This window comes from Pseudomonas frederiksbergensis, assembly GCF_001952935.1.
GTDB lineage: Bacteria > Pseudomonadota > Gammaproteobacteria > Pseudomonadales > Pseudomonadaceae > Aquipseudomonas > Aquipseudomonas frederiksbergensis.
Map to the genome: position 1 here is coordinate 4,159,751 of NZ_CP018319.1, position 14,346 is coordinate 4,174,096.

Below are 14,346 nucleotides of genomic sequence, written 5' to 3' on the forward strand. Positions count from 1 at the left end.
GATGATGTCCGGACTGTTTATTCCTGAACTCGGCCACCTGGCCATGATTCTGGCGCTGTGTTTCGCGCTGGTTCAGGCCGTGGTGCCGTTGTTCGGTGCCTGGCGTGGTGACCGCTTGTGGATGAGCCTGGCCCAGCCGGCCGCCTGGGGGCAATTCGCGTTTCTGTTGTTCGCCTTCGGTTGCCTGACCTACGCCTTCATGGCCGACGATTTCTCCGTCGCCTACGTTGCCAGCAACTCCAACAGCGCCTTGCCGTGGTACTACAAGTTCAGCGCTGTGTGGGGCGCGCACGAAGGATCGTTGCTGCTGTGGGCGTTGATCCTCGGCGGCTGGACCTTCGCGGTGTCGGTGTTCTCCCGGCAGTTGCCGCAAGTGATGCTGGCGCGCGTGCTGGCGGTGATGGGCATGATCAGCACCGGTTTCCTGCTGTTCCTGATCCTCACCTCGAACCCTTTCGCCCGCATCCTGCCGCAGATTCCCACGGACGGTCGCGATCTCAACCCACTGCTGCAAGACATCGGCCTGATCGTTCACCCGCCGATGCTGTACATGGGTTATGTCGGTTTCTCCGTGGCCTTCGCTTTCGCCATCGCTGCACTGCTGGGCGGTCGGCTTGATGCGGCATGGGCTCGCTGGTCCCGTCCGTGGACCATTGTCGCCTGGGCCTTCCTCGGTATCGGTATCACTCTCGGTTCATGGTGGGCGTACTACGAACTCGGCTGGGGCGGCTGGTGGTTCTGGGACCCGGTGGAAAACGCCTCCTTCATGCCATGGCTTGTGGGTACGGCGCTGATTCACTCGTTGGCGGTCACGGAAAAACGTGGCGTGTTCAAGAGCTGGACCGTGTTGCTGGCCATCGCTGCCTTCTCGTTGAGCCTGCTGGGGACCTTCCTGGTGCGTTCCGGCGTGCTGACCTCGGTTCACGCCTTTGCGTCCGACCCCGAGCGCGGCGTGTTCATCCTGATCTTCCTGCTGTTTGTGGTCGGTGGTTCGCTGACGTTGTTTGCCCTGCGCGCTCCCGTGGTGAAGAGCCACGTTGGCTTCAACCTCTGGTCCCGGGAAACCCTGCTGCTGGGTAACAACCTGGTGCTGGTGGTGGCGGCCTCGATGATCCTGCTGGGCACGTTGTATCCGCTGATCCTCGATGCAATGACGGGCGCCAAGCTGTCGGTCGGCCCGCCGTACTTCAACGCACTGTTCATTCCGTTGATGGCCTTGCTGATGATGGTGATGGCGGTGGGCATGTTGGTGCGCTGGAAAGACACCCCGGTCAAATGGCTGATGAGCATGCTGACCCCGGTGTTGCTCGGCAGCGCCGCGCTGGCCGTGGTAGCCGGTGTCGCTTATGGCGATTTCAACTGGGCGGTGATTGCGACCTTCATGCTCGCTGCCTGGGTATTGCTGGCCGGTGTGCGTGACATCTTCGACAAGACTCGCCACAAAGGCCTGATCAAAGGCTTGCCGACCTTGACCCGCAGTTATTGGGGCATGCAGGTCGCCCACATCGGCATCGCCGTGTGCGCCCTCGGCGTCGTGCTGTCGAGCCAGAACAGTGCCGAGCGCGACCTGCGTCTGGCGCCGGGTGAGTCCATGGACCTGGGCGGTTACCAGTTCGTATTCGAAGGCGCCAAGCATTTCGAAGGCCCGAACTTCACCTCCGACAAAGGCACCGTTCGGGTGATCCGCAACGGCAAGGAAATCAGCGTGCTACACCCGGAAAAACGCCTCTACACCGTGCAGAACTCGGTGATGACCGAAGCCGGGATCGACGCCGGTTTCACCCGCGACCTCTACGTTGCACTCGGCGAGCCGTTGGGCGATGGCGCCTGGGCTGTGCGCGTTCACGTTAAACCGTTCGTGCGCTGGATCTGGTTCGGTGGTCTGCTCACCGGTTTGGGCGGGTTGCTCGCGGCATTGGATCGCCGTTACCGGGTCAAGGTGAATAGCCGTGTGCGTGAAGCGCTGGGCATGACGGGAGCCACGGCATGAGACGTTGGTTGATGCTGTTGCCCCTGGCGATTTTCCTGCTGGTGGCTGTTTTCCTTTATCGCGGTCTGTTCCTGAACCCGGCCGAGTTGCCTTCGGCGATGATCAACAAACCGTTCCCGGAGTTTTCCCTGCCGGCGGTGCAGGGCGACAAAACCCTGACCAGGGACGATATTCTGGGTAAACCAGCGTTAGTTAACGTCTGGGGCACCTGGTGCATTTCCTGTCGGGTCGAGCATCCGGTGCTGAACAAACTGGCCGAGAAAGGCGTGGTGATCTACGGCATCAACTACAAGGACATCAACGCTGACGCCTTGAAGTGGCTGGCGGAATTCCACAATCCGTACCAGTTGGACATCCGTGACGATGAAGGCACTTTGGGTTTGAACCTCGGCGTTTACGGCGCTCCGGAAACTTTCTTCATCGACGCCAAGGGCATCATCCGCGACAAGTTCGTTGGCGTGATCGACGAACAGGTCTGGCGTGAAAAACTGGCGGCCAAGTATCAGGCGCTGGTTGATGAGGCCAAGCCATGAAGCGCTGGATAGCCGCCGCGGTATTGGGCTTGAGCATGGCCGGCGTGGCGCACGCGGCCATCGACACCTACGAGTTCGCCAAAGAAGGTGATCGCGAGCGTTTTCGCGAGCTGACCAAAGAGCTGCGTTGCCCCAAGTGCCAGAATCAGGACATTGCCGATTCCAACGCACCGATCGCCGCCGATCTGCGCAAAGAGATTTTTCGCATGCTCGGCGAGGGCAAGGACAACCAGCAGATCATCGATTTCATGGTTGACCGCTACGGTGATTTCGTCCGTTACAAGCCTGCTCTGAACGCCAAGACTGCTGTGCTCTGGTTCGGCCCTGCCGGCCTGCTGCTGGGCGGTTTTGTGATCATCGCCGTGATCGTCCGTCGTCGTCGCGTGCAACGCGTTGACACCAAGGATGAGCTCTCTGCCGAGGAGCGTGAGCGCCTCGACCACCTGTTGGATAAAACCAAGAATGATTGATTTCTGGCTCGCTGCAGGTCTGCTGCTTCTGGTTGCCCTGAGTTTTCTGCTGATTCCCGTTCTGCGTGGTCGTCGCGCCCAGCTTGAAGAGGATCGTACGGCGCTGAACGTCGCGCTGTATCAGGAGCGTGTGGCTGAGTTGCAGACTCAGCAGGAAGAGGGCGTTCTCGACGCCACGCAAATGGACACCGGTCGCGCCGAAGCTGCCCGTGAATTGCTCGCCGACACTGAAGGCGTCGAGGCGCCTCGGGTGTCCCGCCTGGGCAAACCATGGCCCTTGCTGGCGGCGATTCTGGTGCCGGTGCTGGGTCTTGGCCTGTATCTGCATTTTGGTGCGAGCGACAAGGTCGAACTGACCCGTGAATTCTCCCAGGCGCCGCAGTCGATGGAAGAGATGACCCGTCGCCTGGAGCGTGCGGTCGCGGCTCAGCCGGATTCGGCTGAAGGCCTGTATTTCCTCGGTCGCACGTACATGGCTCAGGATCGCCCTGGCGATGCTGCGAAGATCTTCGAACGCACGGTGAGCCTGGCCGGTCGTCAGCCGGAGCTGTTGGGTCAATGGGCGCAGGCCCAGTACTTCGCAGACGGCAAGAAGTGGTCGGACAAGGTCCAGGCCCTGACCGACGAAGCGCTCAAAGCCGATCCGAAAGAAGTCACCAGCCTTGGCTTGCTCGGTATCGCTGCCTTTGAAAGCCAGCGTTATCAGGACGCCATCGACTATTGGAATCGCCTGCTGGTGCAACTGCCGCCGGAGGACGGTTCCCGCGCCGCGCTGCAAGGCGGCATCACTCGGGCCACCGAGAAACTCGAAGCCAGCGGCGGCAAGGTAGCCCAGGCGCCGGCTGCCAAGGTGGCGGCAGTGCTCAAGGTGCGAGTGGACCTGGCCCCCGAGCTGAAAGCCAAGGTTCAGCCGGGCGACAGCGTCTTCATCTTCGCCCGCGCCACCGCAGGGCCTCCTGCGCCATTGGCCGTCAAGCGCTTGACCGTGGCCGACTTGCCGGCGACCGTCGAGCTGGGCGACGCCGATGCAATGATGCCGCAGTTGAAACTGTCGAACTTCCCTGAAGTCCAACTGGTTGCGCGCATCTCCCGCGCCGGCCAACCCACTGCCGGTGAATGGATCGGTCGCAGCCAGCCTCTGGCGAGCAGCACCACAGCGCAGCAAACACTGACCATCGACAGCCCGGACAAATGACAGGAATCGCCACTATGACCACCATCGCTCGTATCTCCCTGCTCAGTATGGTTTTGGGGTTAAGCGCTTGCGTGGTCCAGCCACAGCAGCCTGAACGGCTGCCACCGATCCCACCGTCGCAGCCACGCCCGACTCCGTCCCCGACTCCGAGCAAACCGAACATTCCGGCCAAGCCCGCCAAACCGCTGCCACGCACCTCCGCCAGCTTCGCGCCGCCACCGGGTGGCAACAGCCATTGGGACGCCAAGCTCGGCGTGTACGTTCTCGATGATCAGACCAACACCTTCTACCGCCAGCGCACGTATTACCGCTGGAATAACGGCTGGAGCCGGTCGATCAGCCCGAACGGGCCATGGGAAGAGACCGACATCCAGGGCGTGCCGGGCGGGTTGGGACGACAATTCGGGCAGTAAACAGAAACGGCGATCCTTGGATCGCCGTTTTGTTTTTTGGAATCTGTGATAGTCGTTTAGAGAATGGCGCGGTACTTGGTCAATGCCTTGCTCGACTGAACCAGGCCTTGGCGCAATAGAAGATCAAGATAGCTGCTGACATTCATCGGTGGCATTTTCAATTGCTTGCGTTGGCGTTGCGCCGCAGTGACCACTGCTGAAGGATCAAGGTTGAAGAGGTTGTCGACGAACTCGTCAGGATGCTGAGCCTCGATACCGAAAGGGCCCAATGCTTCGCTGGGGAAGTCTTTCTGATTGAACGTGACGATGACGCTGGCGTTACAGCGAATGGCGGCTGCCAGTACATGTCGATCATCGATGTCTGGCAGCTTCAACCCTTCGACCAGGTCTTCGTAACCCGTTACACAAGCGTCGGGTAAGGCCTGATCCATCAGCCCGGATGTGCGATCCAGTTGCTCAACGGTCAGATCCGGACGATTTCTCAGCAGATTGCGTTTCCATTCGTTGTGTATCTCCAGGACCATTTCGCTCTGAAACGCCCGGAGAGCGCGAGCCACATCAGAAAATCTCTCAAGGGCGCGGGGTACAACACACATGCATCATATACAGCGGTAAAAGAGGATTGCCTCACTCGTATCCTGTCCTTAACGCTTGTGCCTGCTCGGCGAGAAGCGTCATTGCTTGCTCGCTGGCATTGTCGCGCCGGTTTTTATAGTCCATCAAATCGGCAAAGCGCACACGTCGGTGCTTGCCGGTTTTGTGGTAGGACAAATCGCCAGATTCCAGCAGTTTGATCAGGTGCGGGCGTGAGACGTTTAGCAGGTCGGCGGCTTCCTGGGTGGTCAATTCGGCGTGAACCGGGACCACTTTGACGGCGTTGCCCGCTGCTAGCTCAGCCAGAATGTCGACCAGCAACCTGAGGGCTGAGGTGGGCAATTCGACAGTGTGAGCTTCATTCTGCTCGTCGAAAATCTGGATGTGCTGAGTTTCGAATTGAGTTGCAAGATAAGCCGCCAAGGCGCGTTGCCCCTCGATGGCAGCTTGTACTTCGTGCTCCATAGGCAAGGTGATCGACGGGTGTACGACAGGCGACATGGCAGTTTCCAATATTCTGAATAATCGAAGCTGGCAGGCTATTCGAATTAATCGAAAATCGCAATAAACGAAATAATCGAAACATCAGGTCTCTTTCGTCAGCAACCCCTGCACATACTCCACAAACGCCCGAGCCTTTGCGCTGGCCATTCTGCCCGTGGGAAACACCGCCGAAAGGTCCTGATTCGGCAACGTCCAATCCTTCATTACCTCCCTTACCGCGCCGTTGGCCAGTTCCGGGGCAAACATCCATTCGGATGCCATGGTCAGCCCTTGATGGGCGAGCACGGCTGCACGCAGACCTTCGGCGGCGTTGACGCTGATTCGGCCGTTGATGATCACTGCTTGTTCTTCCAACGCCTTGCGCAACTGCCAATGGGCACCACCGCCCAAGGTGTAGATGACTGCTTGGTGTTTACTCAGATCGGCAGGGCAGGTGGGCTCGCCGTGTTTTTCGAAATAGGCGGGCGTGCCCAGCACCACGCGCCGACACTCGGCGATCTTGCGGGCGGTGAGGCCGGAGTCGCTCAAATCGCCCATGCGCAAGGCGATGTCGACGCCTTCTTCCACCAGATTGACGTTGCGATCGTCCAGCATCAAATCTATGTTCAGGCCCGGGTTCTGATCGAGAAATGGCCCCAAGTGCGGAACGATGTGCAGCCGGCCGAAGGTCACGGCGGCGCAGATGCGCAGGCTGCCGGTCAGGCCGCTGGCGGCACCGCGAGCGGCATTGTCGGCCTCGTTTGCTTCTTCGATGGCGCGCTTGGACCGTTCGAAAAAGGCCAGGCCAGCTTCGGTGGGTGTCAGGCCACGGGTCGAGCGCAACAGCAGCCTGACCGCGAGGCGCGCCTCCAACTGCGCGATGGCTTTCGAGACGGCGGGCTGGCCGATATTCAAGCGCCGGGCGGCGGCGGAAAACGAGCCGGTTTCCACCACGTAGACGAAGGTTTCCATTGCGGCGAGACGGTCCATCCGAAGTCCTTCTACAATTCTGAACATTGTCGGAGATTCAGTGTGGGAGTGAGCCTGCTCGCGATGAAGGCGCTGCGGGTTATCAGTAAAACTGCGTCATCGTTCATCGCGAGCAGGCTCGCTCCCACAGGGGATTTGGGTGGAAGGTACGTCGGGTCATTACACACTCCTTGAAAGAACATGCCGCGGCTCAGGCGGCATTTGATCGGTTCAGCCGCGAATCGCATCCAGCATCGCGCCAGGCTCAGGACGCTGAGTGTAATCCGGGTTGACCTCGGCGTAACGGATCAGGTGAGATCCTGATTCCTCTGGGAGCGTGGCTTGCCCGTGATGCTTTTAATGATTACGCCGTCGCCAACGAACGCTTTTGCGAAACACTCAAAAACCGAATCAACGCCAACAACGGAAAAGCGCTACCCACAATCACGATCCACAACCAGCCGCCGTGTTCATACACCGCACTGGCCACCGAAGAACCAAATGCGCCACCGATGAAAATGCTGGTCATGTACAGCGCATTCAGGCGGCTGCGGCTTTTGGCGTCGAGGGCGTAGACCGCGCGTTGGCCGAGGACCATGTTCATCTGCACGCAGAAGTCGAGCACCACGCCGGTGACCGCGAGGCCAATGACGCTGTAGACCGGATGGATGAAGGCGGGCAGAAAACTCAGGCTGGCGAACAGCAGGGCCAGCAGTGAGGCGATGCGGGTGTGGCCGGCATCAGCCAATCGACCGGCAATGGGGGCGGCGATGGCGCCGATGGCCCCGACCAGGGCGAAGATCGCGATCTGGGTTTGCGACAAGCCATGATTGCGCGCCAGTTCCAGTGGCACAGCGGTCCAGAACAGGCTGAAGCTGGCGAACATGCAGCCCTGGTAAAACGCCCGCTGGCGCAACACCGGTTGTTGCCGCAACAGGGTCCACAAAGACCCCAGCAACTGACCATAAGAAGCGCTGTGATCAGGCTGACGCTTGGGAATCGTCAGCGCCAATACCAGGCTGATCGCCGCCATCAATACCGCTGCAATCACAAACATCGCACGCCAGCCAAAATGGTCGGCCACCACGCTCGACACCGGTCGCGCCAACAGAATCCCCAACAGCAAACCGCCCATGATCCCGCCGACCACACGGCCCCGAGATTCTTCCGGGGCTAAATGTGCAGCCAGTGGAATCAGGATCTGCACCGACACCGAACTGAACCCCACCAGCAGCGAGATCAGCAAAAACACGTTTGGCTGATCGGTGAACGCTGCACCCAACAGACTGGCAATTGCCACTACGGTGGTGATGATCATCAAGCGGCGGTTTTCCAGCAAATCACCCAGCGGCACCAGGAAGAACAGACCCAATGCGTAACCGATCTGAGTCAACGAAACGATCAGGCTGGCCATGGTGCTGGTCAGACCGATGTCCGGCGTGATCAGGCCAATGATCGGTTGGGCGTAGTAGATGTTGGCAACGATGGCGCCGCAGCAGAAGGCAAACAACAGCACCATGCCTCGGGTCATTGTCGCGGTGCCGTGGGGCACTGGGTTGGCTGGATTCATAACGGGTCTCGCTGAGCAAAAGGGAATGCGCGCAGGCTAAAGGGCTGACGGGTACGGCGGAAGAGGGTTTGGAGTGATAGCAATTATTCCGTTGCGGAATGAGCGACAGAGGAAGTGCTGCAAGTTCGTGACGTTTGCCGCCGATGTAACTGCTTGGCGCAAACCCTGTGGGAGTGAGCCTGCTCGCGATAGCGGCGTGTCAGGCAACACATTTATCGAATGGATTAATGTCATCGCGAGCAGGCTAACTCCCACAGTTCGCCCACAAAAAAGGCGCCCTTCCCAGGACGCCTTTTTCATTGGCTTCAGCAGTTACTGGCCGCTGTAGATCTGATCAAAAACCCCGCCATCATTGAAGTGAGTCTTCTGCACCGTTCGCCAGTCACCAAAGGTCTTCTCCACCGACAGGAAATCCACTTTCGGGAAACGATCGGTGTATTTGGCCAGCACCGCCGGATCACGCGGGCGCAGATAGTTCGCCGCAGCAATCTCCTGGCCTTGCGGCGACCACAGGTACTTCAAATATTCCTCGGCAGCTGCGCGAGTGCCTTTCTTGTCGACGGTTTTGTCGACCACCGACACGGGCGGCTCGGCTTCGGCGGAGACGCTTGGGTAGATGACTTCGAACTGATCACGACCAAATTCACGGGCAATCATTTCCGCTTCGTTTTCGAAGGTCACCAGCACGTCACCCAGCTGGTTGGTCATGAAGGTCGTCGTGGCGGCGCGGCCACCGGTGTCGAGCACTGGCGCTTGTTTGAACAGCTTGCCGACGAAGTCTTTGGCTTTGCTTTCGTCACCACCGTTTTTCAGCACATAACCCCAGGCCGAGAGGTAGGTGTAGCGGCCGTTACCCGAAGTTTTCGGGTTTGGCACGATCACCTGCACGCCGTCCTTGAGCAGGTCAGGCCAGTCTTTCAGGGCTTTCGGGTTGCCTTTGCGGACGATGAACACGGTAGCCGAGGTGAATGGCGCGCTGTTGTTCGGCAGGCGTGTGACCCAGTTATCCGGGACCAGTTTGCCGTTGTCCGCCAGGGCGTTGATGTCGGTGGCCATATTCATGGTGATGACGTCAGCCGGCAGACCATCGATCACTGAACGCGCCTGTTTGCTGGAGCCGCCGAAGGACATCTGCAGGGTGATGTTTTCGTTGTGCTCGGCTTGCCAGTGTTTCTGAAAGGCAGCGTTGTAGTCCTTGTAGAAGTCGCGCATTACGTCGTAGGAAACGTTAAGCAGGGTCGGTGCGGCCTGGGCCACGCTGGACAAAGCCAGGCCAGCAGCAAGAAGTGAGGCGCCAAAGAGTTTTTTCACTGCGCAGTCCTTGTTTTATAAAGAGTGTTCAAGGTTTTTATTTAAAAGAGGCAATTTGCCAGCGACTATAACGGGGCTCGCATAGTCCTTTAAAGATTAAAAAGTGCTTTGCTTATTCCGTTTTCTTAAACAACGCATTCCCGCATCGGGAGCAGAACGCCGCCCCATGTTCGTGGTTGTTTTTCTTGCACACCGGGCAGTCATGTTGCAGTTGTTCGCCGCGCATCGCGTTGGCCAGTTCGGCGGTGAAAATTCCCGTCGGCACGGCGATGATCGAGTAACCGGTGATCATCACCAGCGACGAAATCACCTGGCCCAGCGGCGTTTTCGGCACGATGTCGCCGAAGCCTACGGTGGTCAGCGTGACGATAGCCCAATAGATGCCTTTGGGAATGCTGGTGAAGCCGTGCTCCGGACCTTCGATCACGTACATCAGCGTACCGAACACCGTCACCAGGGTGCAGACGCTGAGCAGAAACACCACGATCTTCTGCTTGCTGCCGCGCAATGCGGACAACAGATAGTTGGCTTGCTTGAGGTACGGGCTGAGCTTGAGCACGCGGAAAATCCGCAGCATCCGAATGATCCGGATAATCAGCAGGTACTGGGCATCGGCGTAATACAGCGCAAGAATGCCGGGCACGATCGCCAGCAAATCCACCAGTCCATAGAAGCTGAATGCGTAGCGCAGTGGCTTGGGCGAACAATACAGTCGCAGGCCGTATTCGATGGCGAAGATGACCGTGAAGCCCCACTCGATGTACGCCAGCAGGTCGGCGTAGTTCTGGTGAACCGCGTCGATGCTGTCGAGCATCACGATCACAATGCTGGCGAGAATGATCAACAGCAGGATGCCGTCGAAGCGCCGCCCAGCCACTGTGTCGCTCTGGAAAATCATGACGTAAAGCTCTTCACGCCAGTTTCTGTTGCTGTCCATGGATACCGCCTGAACCGATGATCAGCGAAGCCTAGGTTGATTCTCCTCCAGAGTGCAAGGCGCACGGGTGACAGGGGGCTTGCCGAGCATTTGAACCACCGTGCGGATCAGCCAGCAGGAAAGGATGAACGGCGCGGTCAGCGTTGGCAGACCGATGGCGGCAAACACCGGCGTCAGCAACAGCGCTGAGGCTATACCGGCCAGCGGCAGCCAAGGCTTCTGGCACTGCGAGCTGAAAGCGAGGGCGGCGAGTACGGCGTTATAGCCACCGAGGCCGATCAATGCGGTGTAGAAGTCGTGAGTCAGCATGCTCCAGCCCATGCCGGCGACAGACGCCAAAAACGCCCAGCAGAATGCGCGGCGATCAGCGATCAGCAAACCGGTGGCAATCATCGCACCGGCCAGTGGATGACCGAGGAACATCACCTGGCCGAGGCCTTTCAGTGGTGCGGCGAGCATGTTCAGCGTATTGATTTCGATCACGTGCGCAGTTGTCGAGGGCGTGGCGAAGCACAGCAACAACCAGCCCAGGCCCACGAAAGGTGCCGTATAGGCAGGCAGGTATTGGCTGATCCGCACGCGTTTGAGCCACTGTTGAGTGACCATCGCGCTCAGGCCGCCCGCGGCGATGATCAGCGGCGGTAACACCGCGGACCAGGGAAAGTAGAGGCTCAGCAGCAAACCGAGCAAAACACCGTTGTAACTGAAGAGCCCGGCCTGTCGATCGGCCTTGGCATAGCCGCGTCGTTGCGCGGTGAGCAACCCGGCGACACCGCCCAGCAATGCACCGCCGAGCAGGGCGGGCGCGGTGAACAGAATGGCCAACAGGCACAGCAGACCGCACAGCGGATGGCGCTGGAGGAAGATCTGACTGAAACCGTTGAGCAGGGCAGTGGCCCAGTCGGGGCAGTGGGTGTTGAAGTGGTTGGCAGGCATGATGAAGTCTAGCGGCAGAGGAAAATCCAAGGTCTTGCACAAATTCTGTGGCGAGGGAGCTTGCTCCCGCTGGGTCGCGAAGCGGCCCCAAATTCAGCGAATGCGGTCTTTCTGTTGGAACCGTCATGCCAAAGCGACGACTGCTTCGCAGCCGAGCGGGAGCAAGCTCCCTCGCCACAGGGGGTCTTTAGATCAGAGTTTCTATTCGCAAGGAGTTAGTCGACCCCGGCTGCCCAAACGGCACACCCGCGGTGATCAATAAGGTGTCGCCACGCTTGGCCATACCCTGCGCCTGGGCAATCTCCAGTGCCGTCGAGCACACCTCATCCACCTGCCGCAGCCGATCATTGACCACCGAGTGCACGCCCCACGCGACGGTCAACCGGCGAGCGGTTTGCAGGTTCGGCGTCAGGTTGAGGATCGGCACCGTTGGCCGCTCCCGCGCCGCCCGCAAACTCGACGTGCCGGATTCGCTGTAATTCACCAGTACCGCCACTGGCAACACATTGCTGATGCGACGAATCGCGCAGCTGATCGCATCGGAAACCGTCGCCTCGGCCTTGGGCCGGCTGACGTCAAGTTGCGCCTGATAGTCCGGGCCATTTTCCACCTGGCGAATGATCTTGCTCATCATCTGCACGGCCTCCAGCGGGTACTCACCGGACGCGGTTTCCGCCGACAGCATCACCGCATCCGCACCTTCGGCCACGGCGTTGGCGACATCGGTCACCTCGGCACGGGTCGGGGCAGGGGAGAAGCGCATCGACTCGAGCATCTGCGTCGCCACCACCACCGGTTTGCCGAGCTGACGGCAGATGCTGATGATGTTTTTCTGAATCTGCGGCACGCTTTCGGCCGGCACTTCCACGCCCAGGTCACCGCGAGCAACCATGATCGCATCGCTCAATTCGGCGATCTCGCGCAGTTGCGTCACGGCCGAAGGCTTCTCGATCTTGGCCATCAAAAACGCTTTGTCGCCGATCAGCTCACGCGCCTCGCGGATGTCCTGCGGGCGCTGCACAAACGACAGCGCCACCCAGTCCACACCCAGCTCCAGACCGAAGCTCAAATCGCGACGGTCCTTGGCGGTCAGCGGGCTCAGTTCCAGCACCGCTTGCGGCACGTTCACGCCTTTGCGATCCGAGAGTTCACCGCCATTGAGCACCGTGGTGTCGATGGCGTCGGAGTACTTGGTCACCACGCGAAGACGCAGCTTGCCGTCATCCAGCAGCAGGTCCATGCCCGGTTCGAGTGCGGCGATGATTTCCGGGTGAGGCAAGTTGACCCGGCGCTCATCCCCCGGTGTCGGGTCCAGGTCCAGACGCAGCGCCTGACCGCGATGCAATTGCACCTTGCCCTCGGCGAACTTGCCGACCCGCAGTTTCGGGCCTTGCAGGTCCATCAGAATGCCCAGCGGATAATTCAGCTGGCGCTCGACTTCACGAATCCACTGATAGCGCTGAGCGTGGTCGGCGTGATCGCCGTGGCTGAAGTTCAGGCGAAAGATATTGACCCCGGCCTGCACCAGCTCACGGATGTCGTCGATCCCGTGAGTGGCAGGCCCGAGGGTAGCGAGGATTTTTACCTTCTTGTCAGGCGTCATTTTTAGGGCTCTCGAGAATCAGGATGGCACGGAAGTCGTTGACGTTGGTGCGGGTCGGTTCAGTGACGATCAGCGCGTCCAGCGCCTCGAAATAGCCGTAGCCATTGTTGTTGTCCAACTCGTCGCTGGCGTTCAGGCCGAGGGCGGCGGCGCGGGCGTAGCTGTCCGGGGTCATGATTGCGCCGGCGTTGTCTTCGGAGCCGTCGATGCCATCGGTGTCGCCGGCCAGCGCGTAGACTCCCGGCAGGCCTTTGAGGCTGTCGGTCAGGCTCAGCAGGAATTCGGCGTTGCGTCCGCCGCGACCATTGCCGCGTACGGTGACCGTGGTTTCACCGCCCGAGAGAATCACGCAGGGCGCCGCCAATGGTTGACCGTGCAGCACGACCTGACGGGCGATGCCGGCGTGAACCTTGGCCACTTCGCGGGATTCGCCTTCCAGGTCGCCGAGGATCAGCGGGCTGAAGCCGGCCTGACGCGCTTTCACCGCAGCGGCTTCAAGCGACTGTTGTGGACGGGCGATCAGCTGAAAGTGACTGCGCGCCAGGCTCGGGTCACCGGGTTTGACTGTCTCCGATTCCGGGCTCTGCAGCCAGTTGCGCACCGAGGCCGGGACTTCAATCGCGTAACGCTTGAGGATCGCCAGGGCTTCGCCGGAAGTGCTCGGGTCGGCCACGGTGGGGCCGGAGGCGATGACCGTGGCGAGGTCGCCCGGTACATCGGAAATCGCATAGGTATAAACAGTGGCAGGCCAGCAGGCTTTGCCGAGGCGGCCGCCCTTGATCGCCGAGAGGTGCTTGCGCACGCAATTCATCTCGCCGATGGTGGCGCCGGATTTGAGCAGGGCTTTGTTGATCGACTGCTTGTCGGCGAGGGTGATACCGGCTGCGGGCAACGCCAGCAGGGCAGAGCCGCCGCCCGAGAGCAGGAAGATCACACGGTCGTCTTCAGTCAGGTTGCTGACCAGTTCCAGCACGCGTTTGGCCACCGCCAGACCGGCAGCGTCAGGCACCGGATGAGCGGCTTCGACCACTTCGATTTTTTCACAGGGGGCGCCGTGACCGTAACGCGTCACTACTAAACCTGACACTTCACCCTGCCAGCAACGCTCCACCACTTGAGCCATGGCCGCGGCGGCTTTGCCGGCGCCGATGACGATCACCCGACCGCTGCGATCTTTGGGCAAATGGGCTTCGAGGACTTGCTGCGGATGGGCCGCGTCGATGGCTGTGGCAAACAGCTCGCGCAGGAATTGTTGCGGATTGACCGACATGGCGGGCTCCCAATCTTTTTGTTCTTGGTTTACGCAGATGATCGTTCCCACGCTCTGCGTGGGAATGCCTCA

13 protein-coding genes and 1 pseudogene are annotated in these 14,346 nt (G+C 60.0%); 5 read left to right on the forward strand and 9 right to left on the reverse strand.

What is annotated here, in order from left to right; all coding sequences use genetic code 11:
* Nucleotide 1 precedes the first annotated feature (1 nt).
* From PFAS1_RS19455 to PFAS1_RS19475, 5 genes are read left to right on the forward strand one after another with little or no spacing between them, the layout of a single operon-like run.
* Nucleotides 2-1,990, forward strand: a complete 1,989-nt coding sequence (locus PFAS1_RS19455; protein WP_076030184.1) for a heme lyase CcmF/NrfE family subunit — start codon at nucleotides 2-4, stop codon at nucleotides 1,988-1,990.
* Entirely contained in the window at nucleotides 1,987-2,523 is a 537-nt protein-coding gene (locus PFAS1_RS19460; RefSeq protein WP_074874602.1) for a DsbE family thiol:disulfide interchange protein, read from the forward strand. Before PFAS1_RS19455 ends, PFAS1_RS19460 begins: the two co-directional genes overlap by 4 nt.
* Nucleotides 2,520-2,993, forward strand: coding sequence for a cytochrome c-type biogenesis protein (locus PFAS1_RS19465; RefSeq protein ID WP_076030185.1), 474 nt, complete (start codon nucleotides 2,520-2,522; stop codon nucleotides 2,991-2,993). Before PFAS1_RS19460 ends, PFAS1_RS19465 begins: the two co-directional genes overlap by 4 nt.
* Nucleotides 2,986-4,188, forward strand: coding sequence for a c-type cytochrome biogenesis protein CcmI (gene ccmI / locus PFAS1_RS19470; RefSeq protein WP_076030186.1), 1,203 nt, complete (start codon nucleotides 2,986-2,988; stop codon nucleotides 4,186-4,188). Before PFAS1_RS19465 ends, ccmI begins: the two co-directional genes overlap by 8 nt.
* A gap of 14 nt (nucleotides 4,189-4,202) precedes the next feature.
* Nucleotides 4,203-4,601 (forward strand): hypothetical protein, encoded by a 399-nt coding sequence (locus PFAS1_RS19475; protein ID WP_076030187.1) that lies wholly within the window; start codon nucleotides 4,203-4,205, stop codon nucleotides 4,599-4,601.
* 56 nt (nucleotides 4,602-4,657) lie between these two features.
* On the opposite strand, the pseudogene PFAS1_RS19480 reads toward PFAS1_RS19475, so the two are convergent.
* From PFAS1_RS19480 to PFAS1_RS19520, 9 genes and pseudogenes are all read right to left on the reverse strand, one after another.
* Nucleotides 4,658-5,232: pseudogene (locus PFAS1_RS19480) on the reverse strand (PIN domain-containing protein).
* The gene (locus PFAS1_RS19485; protein ID WP_076030189.1) at nucleotides 5,229-5,696 is read right to left on the reverse strand and encodes a helix-turn-helix domain-containing protein; all 468 of its coding nucleotides are present in this window, start codon (nucleotides 5,694-5,696) and stop codon (nucleotides 5,229-5,231) included. The pseudogene PFAS1_RS19480 and the gene PFAS1_RS19485 overlap by 4 nt, the downstream one beginning before the upstream one ends.
* An 84-nt stretch (nucleotides 5,697-5,780) precedes the next feature.
* Entirely contained in the window at nucleotides 5,781-6,668 is an 888-nt protein-coding gene (locus tag PFAS1_RS19490; protein WP_076030190.1) for a LysR family transcriptional regulator, read from the reverse strand.
* Between the two features lie 343 nt (nucleotides 6,669-7,011).
* Nucleotides 7,012-8,217 carry an MFS transporter gene (locus PFAS1_RS19495; RefSeq protein WP_076030191.1) on the reverse strand — a complete coding sequence of 402 codons (1,206 nt, stop codon included), beginning with the start codon at nucleotides 8,215-8,217 and terminating at the stop codon, nucleotides 7,012-7,014.
* A 312-nt stretch (nucleotides 8,218-8,529) separates the two neighbouring features.
* Nucleotides 8,530-9,528, reverse strand: a complete 999-nt coding sequence (locus tag PFAS1_RS19500) for a sulfate ABC transporter substrate-binding protein (protein WP_076030192.1) — start codon at nucleotides 9,526-9,528, stop codon at nucleotides 8,530-8,532.
* Between the two features lie 112 nt (nucleotides 9,529-9,640).
* Complete coding sequence (locus PFAS1_RS19505; RefSeq protein ID WP_076030193.1) at nucleotides 9,641-10,465, reverse strand: ion transporter; 825 nt, start codon at nucleotides 10,463-10,465, stop codon at nucleotides 9,641-9,643.
* Nucleotides 10,466-10,486: 21 nt separating this feature from the next.
* The gene (locus PFAS1_RS19510; RefSeq protein WP_076030194.1) at nucleotides 10,487-11,401 is read right to left on the reverse strand and encodes an urea transporter; all 915 of its coding nucleotides are present in this window, start codon (nucleotides 11,399-11,401) and stop codon (nucleotides 10,487-10,489) included.
* 187 nt (nucleotides 11,402-11,588) lie between these two features.
* Entirely contained in the window at nucleotides 11,589-13,004 is a 1,416-nt protein-coding gene (pyk, locus tag PFAS1_RS19515) for a pyruvate kinase (protein ID WP_076030195.1), read from the reverse strand.
* Nucleotides 12,994-14,274 carry a glycerate kinase type-2 family protein gene (locus PFAS1_RS19520; RefSeq protein ID WP_076030196.1) on the reverse strand — a complete coding sequence of 427 codons (1,281 nt, stop codon included), beginning with the start codon at nucleotides 14,272-14,274 and terminating at the stop codon, nucleotides 12,994-12,996. The genes pyk and PFAS1_RS19520 overlap by 11 nt, the downstream gene beginning before the upstream one ends.
* Between the last annotated feature and the right edge of the window lie 72 nt (nucleotides 14,275-14,346).